The sequence below is a fragment of the Corallococcus macrosporus genome (assembly GCF_017302985.1).
Taxonomy (GTDB): Bacteria; Myxococcota; Myxococcia; order Myxococcales; family Myxococcaceae; genus Corallococcus; species Corallococcus macrosporus_A.
In genome coordinates, this window is the sequence record NZ_JAFIMU010000017.1 from 308,331 (window position 1) to 329,755 (window position 21,425).

A 21,425-nucleotide genomic window follows, 5' to 3' on the forward strand; every position below is an offset into this window, starting at 1 on the left:
TTCATTTCGCTCCAAGGCCGCCGAGGCGTTTGCCCGTCGCGGCGTCCAGCACGTGAAAGTCGCCCCACAGCGGCACGTACACCCGGTCTCCCCGAACCCAGAGGACGTTCAGCATGGAGATGGAGTGGAAGTCGGGCAGGGCCACGTCCCACGCGACGTCGCCGGTCCGCAGGTCGCGCCGGATGAGGCGCCGGCCGCCCTTCGCCAGCTCATAGACGATGTACACGGCATCCGGAGTGATCTCCGCCACCTCCGGCGCCGTGTCCCGCAGCTCCAGCGGGTCGCGGTCCGCCACGACGCCGTGCCACAGCGGCTTGCGGTTGCCCGGCGCGTACAGCCCCACCAGGGGCACCTGCGTCCCCGGCCAGCGCGTGCCCAGGGACAGGGTGTAGCCGTTCGCGCGGTAGAGGTACTTCGTGGAGAAGCCGCGGATGTCGGAGGGCGGGTAGCTGGAGCGCTCGCAGGTGGTGGGGTGCCCGGCGGGCCGGCGCATGTCGCAGGTCTGGGGGCTCAGGGGTTGCGTGGCGCAGCCCTTCGGGACCCGGGGCGCGGACTTCGAGGTGGCCGTGCGCGTGTCGAAGAGCAGGTGCTGGCCGTCCACCACCCCCACCCAGACGGACGTCGTGTCCCCCGGAGGGATGCAGAGCCGGCCCGGCGCGTCCGTCAGCGGCACGCGTCCCAGCGCCTTGCCCGTCTCCAGCTCCAGCAGCTTCACCCCGCGCTGCTCGGTCATCACCAGCCGGCCCCCCTGGGCGATGACCTTCGTGTAGTACCCCGCCTCCGGGCCTTCCGCGGGCAGCGACTCCCAGAGCTTCTGGAACGTGCGCCCGTCGAACGCGGCGATGAAGTGGCTGGAGTCGGAGCCCGCGACGTGGCGGCTGGCGTGACCGATAAGGTCCTCCGTCCCGTCGCCGTTGATGTCCACGAACGCGGGCGTGCCCTGCTCCGCCCATTCGACGGGCGCTGGCGGAGGCGGGGGCGCGGGCCCGACGGGCGGCGCGGGGATGACCGGAGGGGGCACGGGGCGGGCGACGGCGGCGGGGCGGCGCGGGGGCGGATCCGCGGGGCCCGTGGCCAGGAAGAACGCTGCTCCCATGGCACCCATCACGAGCATGACCGTGATGCCCATGACCATCACGAGGGCCTGCTTGTTCGCCGGGGGCCCCGGCGGGGCGCGCGGCGGCACGGGGCGCGCCGGGGGCGGGCCTTCCAGGTCGAACGCCTGGCCGCAGTAACCGCAGACGTAGTGCGTCTTCGCGGCCTGGGGCGTGAAGGGCGCGTTGCAGTAGGGACAGCGGGATGCTCTGGGCCGGGCCATGACGACGGGTGTAGCACTCCTCTCACCCTGGGGCGTTGAAACACGAAAGCCCCCTTCCTCCGTCCGGGAGGAAGAGGGCTTCGCGCGCTCACGCGAGTGTCCGGCGACGACTACGGCACCGTGGCCTTCACGGCGACGCCCGAGTACGCGGAGTAGCCGCGCACGGAGACGTACCAGGTGCCGGCCGCGGGGGCGGAGATGGTGCAGGTCTCCGCGTTGCCGCTGAGGTACGGGCGGCAGGTGTACGTGGTCGTGGTGGGCTGCGAGCCCTGGCGCACGTAGAGGTCCGCGTCACCCGTGCCACCGGACTGGACCACCGTCAGGGACGAGGCGCCCGAGGGGACGGTGATGGCGTAGTGCGTGAAGGAGCCGGAGGCGCCGGACAGGGCGCTCTTTTCCAGCAGCGTCACCGCCGGCTGCGACGAGCCGTTGATGGTGTTGGTGATCCAGCTCTCGAAGGACGACACGCGGCCGTACATGCCCGCGTACTGCGCGTCGGCGCAGCCGTAGCCCCAGCTCACGATGCCCGCGAGCACGCGGGTGCTGCCCTTGAGGACGGTGAGGGGACCGCCGCTGTCACCCTGGCAGGAGTCCTTGCCCGGGGCCTTGGCGCCCAGCTGGTCCGCGCTGATGACCTCCTCGCCCTGGTAGTCGGCCTGCGCGTCGGCGTTGCTGATGAGGTTCACGTCCACCGTCTGGAGCGTGGACGGCAGCGAGGAGGAGCCGCTGGACAGCGTGCCCCAGCCCGTGACGCGCGCCACGACGCCGGGGTTGGTCACGCCCGCCGCCGCGTCCGCCGCGGTGACCAGCGGGATGGCCTTCACGTTCGCGCCGCTCAGGTCCAGCGGCGAGGACAGCTTGAGCAGCGCCGCGTCCTTGCCCACGTTCGCGTCCACGTAGCCCGGGTACACGAACACCTGGGCCACGGTGCGGACCTGCCCGCCGGTGGTGGTGGTGCGGTTGGTGACGCCCGCCACGATGCGGCCCGGCTTGGAGATGCTGCCGCCCGAGTTCACGCAGTGCTGCGCGGTGAGGATCCAGTTCTCGTTGATGATGGAGCCGCCGCAGAAGTGGCTGCCGCCGCTGCTCTGCAGCGACACCTGCCACGGGTTCGCCCCGATGGTGGTGGCCGTGCCACCGACGATTTCCTGCGAGGTGGCGGCCGGCGCCGGGGTCTCCGGCTGCGCCTGCTTCTCTTCCGCGGCCTGGGGACCGCAGCCAACGACCAGCAGCGACACCACGCTGGCGGCAGCCCAGCGACGCACGTTCTGACCCGAAATCATGCAAACCTCGCCTTTGATGGAAAGTATGAAGCGCGAGGATTCTTGATGAATCCGGAACTGGATGTAAACACCCCGGCTGACGATTTATTGTAACTGGATAACTACTGCGATGGGGTTTCCGGAGGCTGCTCCGCGATGAAGGTGAAGCCCGGGCCCACCTCCAGCCGGTAGCCGGGATCCTCGAAGACGACGCGGGTGCCGGTGCCTTCCAGCATGTCGCGCACGTGGCTCACGTGGACGCGCAGCGCGTTGTCATGCAGGCGCGGGTCGTAGGCCACGTTCCACATGGCGCGCACGCAGTCCTCCTTCGGCAGGGTGCGTCCCGGCTGGCGGGCCAGGGCGTAGAGCAGCCTTCGCGGCAGGGCGCGGCGCTCCAGGGAGACGGTCTTGCCCGGGGCTCGCAGCTCGTGGCGGCGGGCGTCCAGCACCACCCCCTCCGGCGCGGGCGCTTCCTGGGGGCGCGGGGCCTCCGGCGCGGAGGCGAGGGGCCGGGTGAGCTCCGCGATGAGGTCCGGATCCAACCCGCCTTGCGTGGCCGTGTGCGTGGCCTCCGCCAGGGCTTCCGCCGCCTCGCGGGTCCGGCCCTCGTGCCGGTGGAGCGTGGCGCGGGTCAGGTGGGCCAGCGTGTGCTCCAGCGCGAAGTCCTCGCCGCGCGCCAGGGGCTCCAGCGCGGTGAGCAGCGCCGTGGCGCGCGCGGCGTCCGCGCTCCGGGCGGCGGCCAGGGCGGCCAGGGCGCGCTGGCGGGCGGCGATGCCGGGGCGCACCTCGCGGGGCTCCACGGGGACGGGGGGCGTTTCGGGCTCCGGCACGTCCAGCGTGCGCGCCACGCGGGCGGCCCGCATCAGCCCCACCACACCGCGCGCCCGGACCTCCTCCTCCACGGCGTCCAGTTGGGCCCTTCCTTCCGCGCGGCGGCCCAGCTCCAGCAGCATGCGGCCCGCGCCCACGCGGCAGAGCAGCCGGACGAAGAGGTAGCCCGCCTTCTCCGCGCGCGCTTCCGTCTCCCGCAGCGCCGCGAGCGCCGCCCTCCGCTGGCCCCGCTCTCCGCGCACCCACGCCTCGATGCAGTCCAGCTCCAGCGCCAGGCGGGGCGCGCCCAACTGGCCCAGCCGCTCCCGGGCGCTCGCGAGCGCGGCGTCGGCCTCCGTGAAGCGGCCCAGCCGGCTGAGGATGCCCGCGGACATGGCCGCCACCAGCGGGCCCCGCGAGTCGAGCGGCGCGTCCTCCAGCAGGGACACGCACTGGGCCAGGGGCTCCGCCAGCTCGCTGTCGCGGCCTTCAATCCAGAGCATCAGCGCGCGGGCGTAGGCGCACCACCCCAGCACGCGCCGGTCCCCGGTCGCTGCGGCGGCGTTGTCCAGCATGGCCAGGGACTCGTCCAGCCGCCCCTGGAAGAAGCGCAGCGCGGTCCAGGCCAGCAGTTGCTGGAGGAAGACCTCCGCGCTGCTCGGCACGGGCATGGCCTCCAGCGTGCGCTCACAGGCCTCCGGCTCCAGCGCGAAGAGGGCCACCCGCACCAGCACGGCGCCCACGCCCTCGCGCAGGGCCTCGTTGGACTCCGGCTCCGGCCCGCTGGCGGAGGCCTCCAGCGAGGCGCGCAGGGCCAAGAGCTCCGGGTAGGCGCGGCGCAGGTCCAGCAGCCGCACCCGCGCGCGGGCGTGGGCCAGCCGCACCTGGGGCGTGCGCAGTCCGGCGGGCAGCGAGTCCAAGAGCCCCAGCAGCTCGTCCGCGGCGCCGTGGCGCACCAGCGGCTCCGCCTGCGCGACGATGAAGGCCGCGCGCGCCTCGTGCTGGCCGAGCGCCTGGAGGTGGCGGCACACGCCGCGCACCCGGACCACGGCGGGCAGGGGCTCGCGCTGGAGGACCTCCAGCAGCGCTTCGTGCGCGGCACGCGCTTCGTCCGGGGACAGCAGGGACACCATCGCCTCGCGCACGAGGTCGTGGACGCCGTAGCGGCCGCGCGAGTCCGTCTCCACCAGCAGCTTCGCGCCCAGCTGGCGCAGCGCCTCGCCCGTGGACACCTGCTCCCGCGTGCCCGCCAGCACCTGCTCCAGCGTGCCGGCGGTGAGCGGCAGCTGGCTCAGGGCGAGCATCGCGGCCAGCCGCCGCTCGTCACCGGGCAGCGCCGCCAGCGCCGCGCGCACCGGCTCGTCTCCGCCCGTGTCGCCCGCGTGGGCCCGGCGCAGGAGGAAGGGCAGGCCCCGGGAGCGCTCCCACGCCGCGTCGAAGCCGTCCCGCTCCCCGTAGAGCGCGTCCAGCTCCCGCCACAGCTCCCTCGCGGCCTCCTCCGTCAGCCCCTCCAGCCGCAGCTCCACCCGGTCCGGGCTGGCCGCGTGCCGGGGCACGGACTCGCGCGAGGTCGCCAGCAGCGTGCCCTGCCGCAGCCGACCTCCCAGGTCCTCCACCAGCGCCGCGCGCTCCGGCGGCCCGAGCACGTGCAGGTCGTCCAGCACGCACAGGGCGCGGCGTGCCTCCAGCTCCCCCGCCAGCGCCTCCAGCCGCGACGCGTCCGACAGGGCCTGGGCCACGGGCGCGTCACTCAGCAGCCGGCGCACGTCGTCCACCACCGTGTCCAGCGTGTCCCCGGGACGCACGCGCCGGTGCACCACGGGGCCCCGGTGCTTCGCGGCCACCGCCGCCACCAGCGCGGACTTGCCCGCGCCGGGCAGCCCGTAGACGACCCCCGTGTGCACGCGCTTCAGCACGTCTCCCAGCCGCCGTACCTCCTGGGCGCGGCCCACGAAGACAGCGGGCGGTCCCAGCCCCGGAGCGGATGGTGTGCGCATGGCGCACGCATTGTATGGCCCCCCGGCTCAGGTGTCGTCCAGGCTGAGCGCGCGCAGGTGGCTCACGTCCCCCCAGGTCACCAGCCGCAGGGCCCCCTTGTGGAGGTCGAACTGGTTCCAGCCCGCGTTGAGGACGGAGAAGGCGCGCGGCGCCTCGGTCGGGATGCCCAGGCAGTGGCGCAGCAGGGCGCTGAGCACGCCCCCGTGGGTCACCACGACGACGCGGGCCTCCGGATGGCGCGTGCCCAGCTCCTGGAGACAGTGCAGCGCCAGCCGCAGGCGCTGCGACGCGCTCTCCCCTTCGGGCACGACGTAGTCCGCGTGGCCCTCCGCGTACGCGGAGAAGACCGCTGGATGGCGCTCGCCGGCCTCCGCGCGCGTCAGCCCTTCGAGGATGCCCAGCCCCCGCTCCCGCAGCCGCGCGTCCGGCTGGACGTCGTGGCCCGTCCTCGCCGCGATGCGGGACGCCGTCTGCACCGCGCGGTCCAGGTCGCTGCTGTAGAGGGCCTGGAAGGGGAGGGTGGTGAGGCGCGCCGCGAGCGCGTCCGCCTGCCGCAGCCCTTCGCGGCTCAGCGAGCTGTTCAGGTGTCCCTGCAAACGCCCCAGGGCGTTCCACTCCGTCTCCCCGTGCCGGAGCAGGATGAATTCGGTCGTCATGGCGCCAGCGTGGCGGGCGGGCTCCAGCGGGGCAAGGCTCGTGGAGTGTCCGTCAGGTGCCGCGGCCATCGCGCCACGGGGGGCCCGTCCCTTCCAGCAGGGGGCGTGTCGCGTGGGTGAAACACAGCCCTGGCGGGTCCGGTGGCCATGAACATCCGGTGTCCGGAGGTCCCCGCGCATGTCTGTGTTTTCACCCTTGGGGGAGGGGCTCCTGCTCGATGCCTCGCACCCCCCTGGCCAGCGGGTCTGACAGCACTCCTGGACAACTTTTTACTCACTGCACACGCGTCCAACTTGTCCGCGATTCCGAGTTAGGGCGTGTCTTCCTGATTACGCGTTTGGGGGGGACGGCGGATCTTCCGTGGACGCCCGGCCGGAAGGGGGGAGACATCGATGGAACACGGTCAGAAGCTGGACGCGCTGAGCATGGACGTGGAGCCCCTGGAGGTTTCGGAGGAGGCTCCGAGGAGGGCTCACCGCTTCGGCTGGCTGCGGATGCTGGGCGTGGACGCGGTCCTCATCGCCTGTTCGCTGCTCTTCGCCACGAAGCTGCACTTCGCTGACGGCCTGTCCGAGGCGTGCCGGGAGGTGCTGCCCCGCGCCATGGCGCTGCTGGTCGCGGTGCGCCTGGTGACGCTGGTGTGGGTGGGGCTGCACCGCTGGTCGTTCCACCGCTCCGGCATCCACGAGGCGGTCCGCCTGGAGCTGGCGAGCCTGGCGGCCACCATCGTCTTCGAGCTGTTGCGCAACGTCTTCTTCGTGGAGGCGCTGCCGGGGCAGGTGGTGGCGCTGGAGTTCTTCGTCACCACCACGCTCCTGGGCTTCCACCGCTTCGCCCCGCGGATGGCGCGGCAGTGGTACCTGGACCAGCGGCGCGCGCGGGCGCAGGGCTCCCAGCGCACGCTCATCGTGGGCGCGGGCAGCGCCGGGGACCTGCTGCTGCGCGACCTGCTGCGGGACCGGACGAGCCCGTGGCACGTCATCGGTCTGGTGGATGACGACCCGGGCAAGCAGGGCACCTTCCTCAACGGCAAGCCGGTGCTGGGCGTCCTGGACGCGCTGCCGGAGCTGATGAGGAAGCACCGGGTGACGCAGGTGCTCATCGCCATCCCCCGGCTGTCCCCGGAGCGCACGCGGCACCTGTTGAGCCTGTGCCGCCACCAGAGCGTCAGCTTCAAGATCATCCCGGCCTCGTTCGCCTACCTGGACCAGAAGATCACCGCGGCCATGCTGCACGACCTGTCCCCGGAGCACCTGCTGCCCCGCGACGCCATCGCCTTCGACCACGAGGAGGTGCACCGGCTGGTGACGGGCCGCCGCATCCTCGTCACCGGCGGCGCGGGCTCCATCGGCAGTGAAATCGTCCGGCAGGTGGCGGGGCACTCGCCCGCGTCGCTGGTGGTGGTGGACATCAACGAGAACGAGCTCTACCTGCTGGTGCGCCAGCTGCAGTCGCGCTACCCGAACGTGCCGGTGCACTCCGTGGTGGCGGACATCCGGGACCTGGACCGCATGATGCGCATTGGCGTGGAGTTCGCGCCGCAGTACGTCTTCCACGCGGCCGCGCACAAGCACGTGCCCCTGATGGAGGACTCGCCGGAAGAGGCCATCAAGAACAACGTCTTCGGCACGCAGAACGTGGCGCGCATGGCGGACGCCTGCGGCGCCGAGCGCTTCATCCTCATCTCCACCGACAAGGCCGTGAAGCCTTCGTCGGTGATGGGCGCCTCCAAGCGGCTGGCGGAGATGGTCATCCGCGACATCGCCGCGACGTCGCGCACCACCTTCTGCGCCGTCCGCTTCGGCAACGTGCTGGGGTCCGCTGGCAGCGTGGTGCCCCTCTTCAAGCAGCAGATCCAGGCGGGCGGCCCCGTCACCGTCACGCACCCGGACTGCACCCGCTACTTCATGATCATCCCGGAGGCGGTGGGCCTGGTGGTGCTGGCCGGCCTGGGCGGCTACGGCGAGCTGTGCATCCTGGACATGGGGGAGCCGGTCCGCATCGCGGAGCTGGCCGCGAACATGATCACCATGACGGGCCTGGTGCCGGACAAGGACATCCGCATCGTCTACACGGGGCTGCGTCCGGGGGAGAAGCTGGAGGAGGTGCTCATGTCCGAGGAGGAGGAGCTCACCCAGCAGGTGCGCAACCGCATCAAGGTGGCCCGCAGCCCGGCGCCTCCCGCGGACTTCCAGCTCCAGCTCAAGCGGCTGGACCGCGCGGCCCGGACCGGCGACGTCCACGACGTGAAGCGCGCCCTCCAGGACCTCATCCCCGCGTACACCCCGTCGAAGATGCCGGGCACCCCGGCGAAGGTGCTGCCCGCCTTCCCGGCGGCGAAGGCGGCCACCGCGGAGCAGAACGTCAGCGCCTGACCCCACGCGGACCCTGACGGTCCGTCACATGGCCCCGGTCTCCCGTGCCTGGTGCGGGAGGCCGGGGCTTCGTCATGGCGGGGGCAGCGCGCGGTAGGCCGGGAAGAAGCCGCCCGCGTGACGGCCCTCCGCCAGCGCGGCGTACGCGGCCGCGTCGCAGATGACTTCATGCGTGTGGATGCGCCCGCTGTCGTTGGCGAAGCCGCGCTTGAAGTCCTCCAGCCCGTCCCCCGGCTTAAGCCCGCCTCCCAGGTGGAGCGGGAGCCCCAGCCGGGCGCTCAGGTCGATCATCTCGCCGAAGACGTTCTTCGCGGGTGAGCGCGCCAGGTGCGCATCCGCCGTTCCGCCCAGGTAGTAGTGCAAGAGGCCGTCGCTCCGGACGACCAGCGCCGCGGAGGCGACGGCGCCGTCCGGCGCACGCGTCGTCGCGAGCCAGGCGGCCGGGGACGCGAAGAGCTCCTCGAAGTACGCGTCCGGGAAGAAGTACCGGTGGCACGCCTGGTCCCGGACCATGGTCTGCCGGTACACGTCCTGGAACCCCGCGCGCTCCTCGGGCGGTGCGTCCCGGCACGCCCGCACGGTGCTGACGAAGCCCAGCCGGACGTTCCGCCGCTGGTGCCGGCGGTGCATCTCCCGCAGTGTGAGCGGGCGGCGCGGATCCACGAAGAAGACCTCGTTGCGCGCTGTCCCTTGCGAGAAGCAGTGCGGTCCCTGGACCCGCTCCCTCACGAAGATGCTGACCAGCTCCGTGGCCCGCCAATCCACCGCAGGTGCTGGCACCTCGCTCCATCCGTCCAATTCACCGCCCGGAAAGCCATACGGAGAAATGGCGTCGCGATACGCCGTTCCCTCAATCGCTCGCACGATGAGTGGCACGCGCAGCGTCCTGTCTGTGTCGGTCTTGATGACCAGCGTATGGGTGACCTGCTCGGCGCGGAGGTGATGCCCGGAGCGGAAGTACTCCTCTGACAGCGCCGAGGCTCCCGCGTCGGGAACCAGCATGGCGCTCGCCTGCCCTGTCCTCGTCATCCATCCCCCAACCGGCTCAGGCGGACAGGCCCATGGGGACCTGGACTGAACACTCACAGGCAGTCGTGATTTATTATTTGTCTAATCACAAAGGAATTACAGAGGTCGCCAAATGCTTCTGGCGACCTGTGAACGCACTCCGGCGTTCCCACAACAGGGTAGCCTACCGGGCCGTCGACGGGAGCTACCCCACAGGACCCCCCTGATGTTGGAACCTCGTCGTCGCAACACGTCTGGTCGCGCCCTGTCGTCCCTGCTGTCGCTTGCCCTGCTGGTGGGTGGTGCGTGTGGCCCCAACCCCGAGCAGGACAACGCCAGCACGGCCGGTGACAACGGAGACAACACCCCGGGCAGCACCGAAGTCGCCCGCCCGGACTCGGACTCGCTCGCTCCCTCTTCCCCCGAAGAGATCGCCGCGGTCCCCGGTGAGCCGGAGGCCGAGGAGTCCCCGGCCACTCCGGAAGCGGACGCCCCCGCGACCGCGGAAGTGCCTGCCTCCACCGAGGAAGGCCTGGGCACGACGGCCCAGGCCGCGGTCAGCCTGCGCACGGTCGCTGGCTGGGAGACGCTCTTCCTGAACCGCTGGAACTCGGAGCACACCTCCAGCTTCCTCCCCAAGAGCAACTCGCTGGACAGCTGGCAGTTCTACGACCTGTCCTACGGCATCGACGGCAACACCGCGATGTATCGCGCCACCGGCAAGACGCAGTACATGGACCGGGCGCTGCTGTATGTGAACAACATGGTCAACCACGCGAAGGTCTCCTCTTCGCTGCCCCGGAGCCAGTTCAAGGACAGCTACCTGGGCTGGGCGTCGGCGCGCTCGGACACGCTGGGCCAGGAAGTCCCTCTCTTTGAGAGCTACTGCTGGCGTTATGTGACGCGCATGCTGCGCACCATCCGTGAGACGCCCGCGCTCTACGGCAACGCCACGTACAAGGCGCAGTACGACCGCCTGCTGGCGTTCACCGAGCGCAACATGTTCGAGAAGTGGCTCAAGCGCGGCGCGAACAGCTACATCTACCGCGTCAACACGCACATGGCGTCGCATTGGGCATACATCGCCATGGACCTGTCGAAGATGACGACGGACGCCACGAAGAAGGCGCAGTACCTGACCGTCTTCAACAACATCAACCGTGACATGCCCAACAACACCTCGTCGCTGCGCGGTCAGTTGATGACCAGCCCGGTGAACGCCAACGCGTACTTCTGGGCCGCCGAGTGGGGCTCCAAGAAGCGTCCCGGCCAGGACGTGGCGCACGGCAACGGCGTGATGGCCTACCTCGTGGAAGCCCACGACGCGGGCATGGAGTGGACGGACGCGGACATGCGCAAGTTCGTCGTGACGCTGAACAACGTCATCTGGCCGTCCGCCAAGCGCTACGGCATGTACGTGGACGGCACGGGCACGGGCACGGGCTGGTTCAACGACGGCCTGATGAAGCTGGGCCGCTACAACGCCACCCTCCAGCAGCGCCTGGAGACCCACTCCGTGGGCCAGAACACCCAGTTCTACGGCAACGCCGCGCTCAACGCGAAGCTGCTGAGCGCGGGCTCGGCGCTGTAGGCCGGGTTCCACATACGGACAGACACCCCCTCCTCCCGCCCGAGCGCGCGGGGGGAGGGAGTGTGCGAACGCTCCAGGCAATACCGGGGTTGCATGCCCGGTCCTGCCTGGAGCTTTCGCATGTCCTCCCGCATCTACCTGTCCTCGCCCCACATGGGCACGCTCGAGCGCCGCTACGTCGACGATGCGTTCCAGAGCAACTGGATTGCCCCGCTGGGGCCCCACGTCGATGCCTTCCAGGAGGAGTTCGCCCGGTGCGTGGGCGCCCGGCACGCGCTGGCGCTGAGCTCCGGCACGGCCGCGCTCCACCTTGCGCTGCAACTGGTGGGCGTGGGCCCCGGCGACGACGTGCTGGTGAGCACGCTCACCTTCTCCGCGTCGGTGAACCCCATCCGCTACCTGGGCGCGTCTCCCGTCTTCATCGACAGCGAGCGCACGTCCTGGAACATGGACCCCGCGCTGCTGGAGGAGGAGCTGTCCATGCGCGCCCGCGTGGGCCGGCTGCCGCGCGCGGTGGTGGTGGTGCACCTGTACGGCCAGAGCGCGGACCTGGACCCCCTCATGGCGGCGTGCGACCGCTACGGCGTGCCCGTGGTGGAGGACGCCGCGGAGGCCCTGGGCAGCACGTACAAGGGGCGGGCCCCCGGCACCGTGGGCCGCGTGGGCATCTATTCGTTCAACGGCAATAAAATCCTCACCACGTCCGGCGGCGGGATGCTGGTGTCCGCGGACGGCGAGCTGGTGCAGCACGCCCTCAAGCTGGCCACGCAGGCGCGCGACATGGCGCCGCACTACCAGCACTCGGAGGTTGGCTACAACTACCGGCTCAGCAACGTGCTGGCCGCCATCGGGCGGGGGCAGCTGCACGTGCTGGAGGACCGGGTGGCCGCGCGCCGCGCGAACCACGCCTTCTACGCGGAGGCCTTCCGGGACCTGCCGGGCCTGGCGTTCATGCCCGAGGCGCCGTGGGGCCGGCACACGCGCTGGCTCACCACCCTGACCATCGACCCGGAGGCCTTCGGCGCGGACCGCGAGGCGGTGCGGGTGGCGCTGGAGCGGGAGAACATCGAGGCGCGGCCGGTGTGGAAGCCCATGCACCTGCAGCCCGTCTTCTCGGCCTTCGAGCGGCGGCGCGGCGCCGTGGCGGAGGACCTGTTCCACCACGGCCTGTGCCTGCCGTCCGGCTCCAACCTCACACGCCAGGAACTCGAGCGGGTGGTGGAGGTGGTCCGCGCCGTTCCCCGGAACCAGGGGCTGCGGACGGCGGGCTGACGGTGCCGGCCCCCTGCTGCCGGAGCGGCACGACGTTGGACTCCGGCGGCGGGTTGCCCATGAACTTGTGCATCGTGGCCTCGCTCGCGAAGGAGATGCCCTGGCGCTGGAGCACGCGCACCACCGTCAGCGCCAGCACCTTCGCGTCCAGCGCCAGGCTCCAGTGGTCCACGTACCAGACGTCCATCCGGAAGCGCTCGTCCCAGCTGAGCGCGTTGCGGCCGTTCACCTGGGCCCAGCCGGTGACGCCGGGCAGCACGTCGTGGCGGCGCGCCTGCTCCTCGCTGTAGCGCGGCAGGTATTCCACCAGCAGCGGGCGCGGGCCCACGAGGCTCATGTCGCCCCGGAGCACGTTCCACAGCTGCGGCAGCTCATCCAGGCTGGTGGAGCGCAAAAGCCGCCCGGCCCAGGTGAGGCGCTGCTCGTCCGGCAGCGCCTGGCCGTTGGCGTCCGTGGCCTCCAGCATCGTGCGGAACTTGAGGACGGTGAACAGCCGGCCCTTCCTGCCCGGGCGCGGCTGCCGGAAGAGGACGGGGCTGCCCATCGTCGCGCGGACGAACAGGCCCGTGGCGGCCATCACCGGGGCAAGGCATAGCAAGCCCGCGCCCGCCGCCATCACGTCGATGCACCGCTTGAGGAACAGCCCGGTTCCTGTCTGTCTTTGCATGGGGACGTCGCTCCTTGAGCGGGCAAGGCTAGAGACGCGTGCGGCCCCCCACTACGGCCCCGGGGGCCCGGCCCGTTGTCCGTTCCCGTGCATCCACCGGGGCCTGGGGTAGGGAGGGCAGCTCCCGCGCGGGCTCCGGCGCCGTCAGCCGCCGCCAGACGCGCCAGGTCAGCCAGACGCTGCATCCCAATTCCGACACCCAGCCCAGCCCCAGGGCCCAGGCGGCGCCCACGGGCCCCACGCGCGGCACCCAGAACGCGCTGCCCAGCGCCACCACGGCCACGGAGACGACGAGCAGCACCACCTGGCCCTTCAGCTCGCGCGCCGCGGTGAGCCCCACCGCGAGGCTCAGGCAGACGTACTCCAGCGCCGCGGCCCCCATCAGCCAGACGAACAGTTTGAGGTTCCCCGCGTACGCGGCGCCGTAGAAGAGCGTCAGCGCCCACCGGCCCAGCAACGCCGAACCGGCGATGGCGCACAGGCCCACGCCCGCTGACGCCGCCGTGAAGCCCGCCAGCGCCCGGCCGTAGCGGCGCGCGTCTCCCGCCGCGTGGTAGCGCCCCAGCCGGGGGCTCACCGCCTGCCCCAGCGAGTGCACCACCCGGCCGCCCAGCGCGGCGAAGTACGCGAGCGCGGCGTACATGCCCAGCTCCGCCTGGCCCGAGTGGGCCTCCAGGATGTAGCGGGGGATGTTGGGCCGCAGCGCGCCCAAAAGCGCGGTGAGGCCCAGCACCCAGCACAAGAGGAACAGCGCTTTGAGCTGCCCCGCTTCCGTCCGCCACGGCGTGCGCCAGAGGGTGCTCCAGGGACGCACGCCGGGGAACTCGCGCCGCAGCGCCCGCGCGTCGAAGACGAAGAGGACGATGGCCCACGCGAACGCCATGGCCGCCGCGCCGGCGATGGGGCTGTGCGTGAGCCACAGCGCCAGCGGCACCAGCACCGCGGACAGCACGCTCTTGGCGATGGTGGACCGGGCGATGAGCCCCAGCCGCTCCGCCTTCTGGAGCGCGCCGTAGAAGACCTCGCTCACCGCCTCGAAGCCCTTGGCCAGCGCCACCAGCGCGATGACCCAGCCCGCGTGGAGCGTGTCCGCCATCACCGTGGCGATGGCGCAGCACGCCACCACGCCCGCGGCGACGTTGAGCACCATCAGTCCCAGGTAATGCTGGAAGCCGAAGGCGCCCTTCGCGTCGGTGGCCTGGAGCGTGCGCAGCTGCATGCGCGCCATCAGGAGCACCGGGGCGGTGATGGCCAGCGCGAGCGCGAACTGGCCCACCTCCTCCATGGTGGCCAGCCGCGCGAAGGCCACCAGCACGCCCCACTGCGCGAGCGCGTAGACGAGCCCGGCGGAGAGTGACCAGACGAAGTTGCCCCCCACCGAGCGCCCGCTCATGACCGGGCCGCCGCCGCGCGCTCCAGCACTTCCGACAGGCGCTTCGCCGCGATGTCCGCGGAGTAGCGCTCCCGGCCCAGCTTCCCCGCCAGCGCCCCGGCCTCCGCGAGCCACCTGGGGTCCCGCAGCCGCTTCGCCAGCATGGCCGCCGCGGCGGGGGCGTCCTTGGGCGGCAGCCGCAGGCCGAAGGGCTCCTTGTCCAGCAGCTCCGCCTGCCAGCCGCCGTAGTTGAGCGCCAGGGGCCGGCCGGCGGCGAGCGCGTCGAAGAACTTGTTGGCGGAGTTGTCCTGCATGCCCGGCACGTCCGTGAAGAGCGACGTGGCGATGGTGGCCGCGCTCAGCACCGCGGGCACCTGCGCCTTGGGCACGCTGGGCAGGAAGAAGAGGTTCACGCCCTTCACGCCCAGCCGCTCCGCCAGCGCGTGCAGCATGGCCTCCTCGCGGCCCTGGCCCATGACGACGAAGCGGACCTCGGGGTCCAGCCTGCGCATCTCCGCGGCCACCCGCACCAGGTACTCCACGCCGTTCACCAGCCCCAGCGTGCCCGCGTACAGCACCATGGGCCGGTCTCCCAGCCACGCGTACTTCTGGCGGAACTCCTGGCCCGCGGACGCCGGCACCCCGAAGCGCTCCGGGTCGCAGAGGTTGGGGATGATGGTGATCTTCTCCGGCGGCACGCCCGCCGCCTCCACGCCCGCCTTCATGCCCGGCGACAGCGCGACGATGTGCGCCGCGCCCGCGTAGGCGGCCTTCTCCAACAGCTGCGCGGCCATGATGGCGGAGCGGCTCTTGAGCGCGCCCACCGCGATGGGGATGGCGGGCCACAGGTCGCGCACCTCGAAGACCATGGGGCGCTTGTTCCACCTGGACGCGGCGATGCCCGGCACCGCGATGGTGAGCGGCGTGCTGGTGGCGAAGAAGACGTCCGCGGGGAGCTGCGCGGCGCGGCGCGTGGAGTTGACCGCGAAGTGGCTGAAGGCCCGGATGCGGTCCGGGTAGCTCATGGCGTTGCTGTAGGGCACCGGCAGCCAGTGCACCTGGATGCCGCTCTCGTTGGACTCGCGCCAGCCCCTGCCCGTGCCGCTGTCCGTGCGCGTGTCGGACGTCACCATGTGGACCTCGTGGCCCATGGAGACCAGGCGCCGCGCCAGTTCATAGGAGCGCGTGCCCCCGTGCATGGTGGGGGTGTTGAAGTACTGGTGCAGGTAGACGATGCGCATGTCAGACGGCTCCTGTGAATGAAGGCTGGGGAAGGGCGTGGGGGAGGGGAGGGCCGGACTGCGCGGACCGCCGCCCGGGGGCCGCGGTCACGGAGGCCATCACCATCAAGAGGAAGAGGGCGCGGCTGTCGTAGAGGTCGCCGCTGGCCTGGGCGCCCAGCAGCACCAGCACCGCCGCGCCCACGGTGGCGCCGTCCAGCCCCCGGCGCCGCAGGAACGCCGAGCGCACGAAGGTGACGAGCACGCCCGCGAGCAGGAGCAGCCCGACGATGCCGCCCTCGCAGAACACCTCCAGGAAGAGGTTGTGCGGATAGACGCCCAGGCGCAGCGCGGGGAACGCCGCGAGCCCCGCGCCCGCCACCGGGTGGTCCTTGCCCAGTTGGAGGGCCCTCGCGTAGAGGATTTCGCGCCCGGACAGGTACACCTTGCCTTCGTTGTGGACCGAGCCGCCCGCGCCCGTCTCGTAGTTGAGGGTGAGGCGCAGGAAGCGCTCCTGCACGGAGTGGCTGAGGGCCTCCCCCAGCGGGGAGAACAGGGTCACCACGGTGATGGCGGCGGTCGCCAGCAGCAGCAGCAGCAGCAGCCGGCGCAGCGGCACGCGCCCCACCACGAGGCAGGTGGTGATGCCCGCGACGATGGCGGCGGAGCCGCCGCGCGAGCCCGTGAGCAGCGCGAGCACGACGCCGGTGGCGGCCACCGGAATCCACAGCCACGCCTGGCCCCTCCAGTACCAGAAGTAGAGCGCTCCTATCGCGAGCAGCCCCATGAGCCGCGCGAGGATGTTGGGCCCGCCGCCCATCACCGCCAGCCGCGCGCTCCCGCCGCCCCCCAGCAGTTGCTTGACGGCGGTGAGCGCGAGCAGCCCCGTGGCCATGACGACGGCGGCCCAGAACGCGTCCAGCACCCGGGGCGCGGGCTGGCGGAGCGCGGCCAGCGCGAAGCCCACGCACATCAGCCCCACCAGCACGAGGTCGGCGACCTTGGTCAGGGAGAAGCGCGGGTCGGGCGTCCAGGCGATGCTGGCGGCCATGTAGCCCAGGAAGCCCAGCAGGGCCGCGATGAGCGGCGGGTCGAAGCGGGCTTCCCCGGGCCGGGGCTCGCGCCGGGCGCGGTGCAGCAGCCCCACGCTGGCGAGCAGCACCCCGCACAGGACGATCCACAGACGCAGCTCCTGGACCAGGTTCGTGTCCACCTCTTCGTTGACCCCGAGCCCCAGCCGGTGGAAGCCCCAGCGGCCCGCGAGCACGTAGAGCGCCGCGATGAGGCCCAGTCCTGTGCAGCACATCCAGCTCACGGTGCGCTCTCCCGGCGGGTCTTCAGCTCGCGGACGGGTATTCGTATTGGTAGACGCCGCTCACCGCGCGGCCCGTACGGGAGCGCGGCACGCCGTTGAGGACCACGCCGTTCGCCGGGACGCCGCTCTGCTCCAGTTGGTGCAGCGCGGTGGCCACCTCGCGCAGGGACTGGGTCTGCGCGCGCACCACGGCCAGCCGCACGCCCGCGTGCCGGCCCACGAGCGCCGCGTCCGTCACCGCGAGGATGCACGGCGTGTCGAAGAGGACGGCGTCGTACTCGGCCGACACGCGCGCCACGAACGTGTCGAATGACGCGCCCGCCAGCAGCTCCGTGGGGTCCGGCGGAAGGCTGCCCGCGCCCAGGAACGACAGGCCGGGCGGCACGGTCCCCTCCAGCAGCGCCTCCTCCAGCGTGGCGGTGCCCCGCAGCACCTCATGCAGGCCGGGGACGCGCGCGTCGCGGAAGCACCGGTGCAGCCAGCCGCCGCGCAGGTTCGCGTCCACCAGCAGCACGCGCTGGCCCGTCTCCGCCAGCACCCACGCCAGGTTGAGCGCGACGAAGGACGTCCCCGCGCCGGGGCTGGACCCGGTGAGGGTGACGACGTTGCGGCCCGCGCCCTTCATGGCCAACTGGAGCCGCGTCCTCAGGCCTCGCACGGATTCAATGGTGACGTCCCGGGGGACGCTGCGCGCCAGGATGAGGGACGGCCCGGGCGGGGACGCCGTGCGGCGGGGGCCCATGGGGACGCTGGCGAGCACGGGCACCGCGAGCGCCGACTCCAGGGCCGCGGGGTCGGTGACGCCCGGGTTCAGCGACCGCCGCGCGAAGGCCAGCGCGACGCCGAACGTCAGCCCCAGCACCAGGCTGACCGCGAACACGTCCGGCTTCGTGGGGCGCACGGGCAGGCGCGTCACCACGGGCGCGTCGATGAGGCGCGCGTTGGTGATGGTGCTCGACTTGAGCACCCGGTACTCCTGGGCCTTGTTGTTCAGCTGGAGGTACAGCTCGTTGGCCACCTTCACGTCGCGCGTGAGCTGGGCGGACACCCGCTCCGCGTCCGGGATGCCCTTGAGCCGGGTCTCCAGCGCGGTGCGCTCCGTGCGCAGGCGCGCCAGCTTGCGCTCCGTGGCCATGAGCAGCGGGTGGTGTTCGGTGAAGCGCTGCCGCAGCTCCGAGCGCTCCAGCGAGAGCGAGGAGATGTCCTTGTCCAGGTCCGCGCCGCGGTTGAGGACGGCCTGCACCTCCAGCGCCAGGTCCACGCCGCCCTTCTTGGCGCGGTAGTCGCGCAGCGCGGCCTCCGCCTGCTCCAGGCCCTGGCGCAGCCCGGGCAGCTGGCTGTCCAGGAACGACAGCGTGCGGCCCGCGTCGTCGCTGCGGCGCTCCACGTTGGCGCGCACGTACGCGTCCGCGATGGTCCGCAGCGTGGTGGTGGCCTGCACGGGGTCCGGCCCCTCCAGGGTCAGGTTGAGGATGCCCGTGCCGGTGCCCTTCTCACCCATGCGCAGCGCGCGCTGCAGCTCCTCCACCACCGCGAGCTTCGAGCGCCGCATCACCTGGAAGTGCGTCCCCGGCCGGGCGCGCAGCCGGGTGACGTACAGCTCCACCTCGTGCGCCGTGTCCCCTTCCGTCTGGGCGCCGGTGCCCGCGACGCCGTGGAGGACGGCGCGCCCGTCGGGGCCCCACAGCGTGTACGCGCCGTCGGCTTCCGCCACGAGCGTGAGCGGCACGTCCTCCCACTCCTCGGGCACGTTCAGCCGCTCCACCTGGAGCTCTTCCCCGCCCCAGGCGTACGTGGCCCGGCCCCACCACGGCACGGGCGCCAGCTCCGGCCCCGGGTGCGCGCGGGCGTACGCCGCGCCCACCCCCGGGAAGTGGTGGGGCTCCACGCTCACGCCCAGGTGCAGCGTGTCCGCCACGCGCCCCAGCAGGGCCCGGGAGCCCAGGACCTCCATCTCCGTGGCCGCCATGCCAGGCGCGTCTGGAATCAGGTCGTCCAGTTGGCCCAGGCTGCTGCCCTTCTGCTCGATTTGCAGGAGGGCATTGGCCCGGTACACCGGCGCCGTGGTGAGCAGGTACAGCCCCCCCACGGCCAGGGCCAGGGCGACGGACGCCGCGATGGTGCCGCGACGCTCTCCCAGGATGGCCAGGTATCTGCCCAATCCCAGCTCATCATCCTGCGCGCCAGGGCCGGGGCGGGGGGGCGCCACGCGTTGGGAGGTGCTCGTCATGGGTTGTCGATGATGATGGTTCTGTCTCCGATATCCACTGCCTGCCAGAGCAGCTGAACTGTTGGCTGGATTTGCTGGATGATCCGGTTCCACCGTGTCAAGTCGTGCGCGGAGACGAACACCACGTCATGTGGTTGTAATTGGAACTGCGTCGCGAGCAGCAGCGCGTCCGCCGACGACGCGTCCAGCTTGAAGATGGAGGGGTGGTCGAAGTTGCCGCGAATGACATACACGCGGCCCGGGTTGGACGTGAGCGGGTCGAAGCCCTCGGTGTCGCCAATGGCCTCCGCCAGCGTCATCCGTCCCTTCACCATCACGCGGGAGGACGGCTTGCGGACCTCTCCCAGCACGAAGACCTTGTTGCGGCTGCGGTCCGCCACGTTGACGATGTCGCCGTCCTGGAGGAGCCAGTTCTGGCTCACGTCTCCCTGTTCGTAGAGGGCCTGCAAATCCAGCGTGAAGGTGGCGCCGCCCCGGCTGAGCGTGACGGTGCGCAGGTCCGCCTCCGTGGAGAAGCCCTTCGCCTGGGCGATGGCGTCCTGCACGCGCAGGGGCACGTCGGTGATGGGCAGGGTGCTGGGGGCCACCACCTCCCCCGTCACCTGGACCTTCTGTCCCCGGAAGCCCACCACCCGCACGTCCAGTTGGGGCTTCTCGATGACGCTCGCCAGCCGCTGCGTGAGCAGCTCGCGGATCTCCCGCAGCGTCTTGCCCGCCACGGGGATGTTCCCCACGTGGGGGTAGAACATGGTCCCGTCCGCCGCCACCGGGTGGCCGGTGGCCTCCGCGGAGCGGAACTCGCCGGCGGGGATGGTGAGCTCCGGGTGGTCCCAGACGATGACGCTCAGCACGTCGTGCGCCGTCACCCGGTAGTCATAGTCCGTGGCCACCCGAGCCAGCGGATCCACCCGCGGCGTGGGCCGCAGCTGCCTGCGGGCCTCCTGCTGCCGGCTGATGAGGGCCGCGTCGATGGGGACGATGTCATAGGCGCCGTCCGCGCCGGCGTCTGCCTTTCCGGCATGGCGCTCCCGGAAGGCGTCTTCGTCCATCTGCATTCCCGGGCCCCAGGCGCATGCGCTCATGCAAAACACCGCGGCCAATAGCAGGGCGTGTTTCATAGGGCGGGGAATCTTCCGGACAAACCGTGCAAGCGTAAGCCCTGGACAATGCCAAATGTCTGGAAGCCGTTAGGCCTCGCTGGCGAGGTGACACATGCCCTGCCCTGGAGGGCCAAGGCGGGGTGAAGCGCCGGAATCAGGACATCGCCCTGCACCTCCGGGGGCGATGACGGACCCGGGGCGCATGCCCATACCCTCTGGCTGTTTCAAGCGGCTGCCCGCCCGCGTGCTACCGCCCCCGGGGGAGACATCATGAACCGAGTGACACCGTGGAGAGCCGTCCTCGTCCCTGACGCTGGCCAGCGCGCCGTGTCGTCCGACTATTTCCGCTCCGAGCAGCACCTGCGCGCCGAAGGGGTGACGCACAGCCTCATCGTGGAGGACGGGGCGGGGCGGGCCCTGCGGGTGCCGCTCGTCGTGCGGCCCATTGAAGGGACGGGCTACCGGGACGCGGTGTCGCCGTATGGCTTTCCCGGCGCGGAGCTGAACGGGCTGTCCGAGGTGCCCGTGGACGCCATCGACTGGCGGGGCACGGAGCTGGTCAGCCTCTTCCTGCGCGACCGCATTGGCGGGCCGTACTGCTTCGCGGGAGGACAGCCGCGCCGGGAGGTGTGCCTCATCGACCCGAGGCTGCCGGTGAGGTTCCGGAGCGACCACGGCGAGGACATCCGCCGCAACGCGCGGCTCGGCTACGTCAGCGCGGCCGTGCCGGTGAAGGACGCCACGCGGGAGGAGCGCGAAGCGCTCAAGGCGCTCCACCGGCGGGCCCTGGTCCGCGACCACGGCGGGGCGGAGTACTGCGCCTCGGAGGCGTGGTTCGAGGAGGTCTTCACCTGTCCCTTCGCGTGGCTGGTGACGACGCGCGCGCCGGACGGCACGGTGGCCTCCGCCGCGCTGGTGGTGCTGAGCGACGGGCTGCTGCATCACTTCATCGGCGGCACCGCGGACGCGTACCTGGCGCACGCGCCGGAGAAGAACGAGGTCCCGGTGATGGTGGAGCTGGCGGAGAAGCTGGAGGCGTCCGTCCACCTGGGCGGCGGCGTCCGGCCGGGGGATGCGCTCGAGCAGTCCAAGCGCGGCTTCGCCAACGCGGCGTCCCGGTTCTACACGCACGACCTCATCTGCGATCCAGAGGCGTACGCGCGGCTGTCCCAGGGGCACGCGGAAGGGGGCTTCTTCCCCGCCTACCGCGCGCCCCGTTCCTGACGTTCC

The 21,425-nt window shown here is 71.8% G+C and carries 15 protein-coding genes; 4 read left to right on the forward strand and 11 right to left on the reverse strand.

Annotation, left to right across the window (positions count from 1 at the left end; all coding sequences use genetic code 11):
• Position 1: 1 nt before the first annotated feature.
• The 4 genes from JYK02_RS37660 to JYK02_RS37675 all read right to left on the reverse strand — a co-directional run bounded on the left by JYK02_RS37660 (position 2) and on the right by JYK02_RS37675 (position 6,044).
• Positions 2–1,318 (reverse strand): hypothetical protein, encoded by a 1,317-nt coding sequence (locus JYK02_RS37660; protein ID WP_207057788.1) that lies wholly within the window; start codon positions 1,316–1,318, stop codon positions 2–4.
• 110 nt (positions 1,319–1,428) lie between these two features.
• Positions 1,429–2,583, reverse strand: a complete 1,155-nt coding sequence (locus JYK02_RS37665) for a trypsin-like serine protease (RefSeq protein WP_347402677.1) — start codon at positions 2,581–2,583, stop codon at positions 1,429–1,431.
• 119 nt (positions 2,584–2,702) lie between these two features.
• Positions 2,703–5,387 carry a winged helix-turn-helix domain-containing protein gene (locus tag JYK02_RS40665; protein ID WP_207057790.1) on the reverse strand — a complete coding sequence of 895 codons (2,685 nt, stop codon included), beginning with the start codon at positions 5,385–5,387 and terminating at the stop codon, positions 2,703–2,705.
• A gap of 27 nt (positions 5,388–5,414) precedes the next feature.
• Positions 5,415–6,044: a histidine phosphatase family protein gene (locus JYK02_RS37675; protein ID WP_207057791.1), complete on the reverse strand. Its 630-nt coding sequence runs from the start codon at positions 6,042–6,044 to the stop codon at positions 5,415–5,417.
• Positions 6,045–6,437: 393 nt separating this feature from the next.
• Between JYK02_RS37675 and JYK02_RS37680 the strand changes: the two genes are divergently transcribed.
• Positions 6,438–8,420: a polysaccharide biosynthesis protein gene (locus JYK02_RS37680; protein WP_207057792.1), complete on the forward strand. Its 1,983-nt coding sequence runs from the start codon at positions 6,438–6,440 to the stop codon at positions 8,418–8,420.
• Positions 8,421–8,492: 72 nt separating this feature from the next.
• Here the strand turns inward: JYK02_RS37680 and JYK02_RS37685 are convergent, their stop codons facing one another.
• Positions 8,493–9,422, reverse strand: a complete 930-nt coding sequence (locus JYK02_RS37685) for a GNAT family N-acetyltransferase (RefSeq protein WP_207057793.1) — start codon at positions 9,420–9,422, stop codon at positions 8,493–8,495.
• Between the two features lie 232 nt (positions 9,423–9,654).
• On the opposite strand from JYK02_RS37685, the gene JYK02_RS37690 reads away from it, so the two are divergent.
• Positions 9,655–11,019 carry a hypothetical protein gene (locus tag JYK02_RS37690; protein WP_207057794.1) on the forward strand — a complete coding sequence of 455 codons (1,365 nt, stop codon included), beginning with the start codon at positions 9,655–9,657 and terminating at the stop codon, positions 11,017–11,019.
• Between the two features lie 120 nt (positions 11,020–11,139).
• Positions 11,140–12,291, forward strand: a complete 1,152-nt coding sequence (locus JYK02_RS37695; RefSeq protein WP_207057795.1) for an aminotransferase class I/II-fold pyridoxal phosphate-dependent enzyme — start codon at positions 11,140–11,142, stop codon at positions 12,289–12,291.
• On the opposite strand, the gene JYK02_RS37700 is transcribed toward JYK02_RS37695, so the two are convergent.
• The 6 genes from JYK02_RS37700 to JYK02_RS37725 are packed head-to-tail and all read right to left on the reverse strand — an operon-like array spanning position 12,212 to position 20,213.
• Entirely contained in the window at positions 12,212–12,958 is a 747-nt protein-coding gene (locus JYK02_RS37700) for a sugar transferase (protein WP_207057796.1), read from the reverse strand. The two genes, JYK02_RS37695 and JYK02_RS37700, sit on opposite strands and share 80 nt — an antisense overlap.
• A gap of 28 nt (positions 12,959–12,986) precedes the next feature.
• The gene (locus tag JYK02_RS37705; protein WP_207057797.1) at positions 12,987–14,351 is read right to left on the reverse strand and encodes a lipopolysaccharide biosynthesis protein; all 1,365 of its coding nucleotides are present in this window, start codon (positions 14,349–14,351) and stop codon (positions 12,987–12,989) included.
• Positions 14,348–15,571: a glycosyltransferase family 4 protein gene (locus JYK02_RS37710; RefSeq protein ID WP_207057798.1), complete on the reverse strand. Its 1,224-nt coding sequence runs from the start codon at positions 15,569–15,571 to the stop codon at positions 14,348–14,350. The genes JYK02_RS37705 and JYK02_RS37710 overlap by 4 nt, the downstream gene beginning before the upstream one ends.
• 1 nt (position 15,572) lies before the next feature.
• The gene (locus JYK02_RS37715) at positions 15,573–16,856 is read right to left on the reverse strand and encodes an O-antigen ligase family protein (protein ID WP_242589666.1); all 1,284 of its coding nucleotides are present in this window, start codon (positions 16,854–16,856) and stop codon (positions 15,573–15,575) included.
• Between the two features lie 31 nt (positions 16,857–16,887).
• Entirely contained in the window at positions 16,888–19,095 is a 2,208-nt protein-coding gene (locus JYK02_RS37720; protein WP_207057800.1) for a polysaccharide biosynthesis tyrosine autokinase, read from the reverse strand.
• Positions 19,092–20,213: a polysaccharide export protein gene (locus JYK02_RS37725; RefSeq protein WP_207057801.1), complete on the reverse strand. Its 1,122-nt coding sequence runs from the start codon at positions 20,211–20,213 to the stop codon at positions 19,092–19,094. Before JYK02_RS37725 ends, JYK02_RS37720 begins: the two co-directional genes overlap by 4 nt.
• 252 nt (positions 20,214–20,465) lie before the next feature.
• Between JYK02_RS37725 and JYK02_RS37730 the strand changes: the two genes are divergently transcribed.
• Positions 20,466–21,419, forward strand: coding sequence for a GNAT family N-acetyltransferase (locus tag JYK02_RS37730; RefSeq protein WP_207057802.1), 954 nt, complete (start codon positions 20,466–20,468; stop codon positions 21,417–21,419).
• The last annotated feature ends 6 nt before the right edge of the window (positions 21,420–21,425 follow it).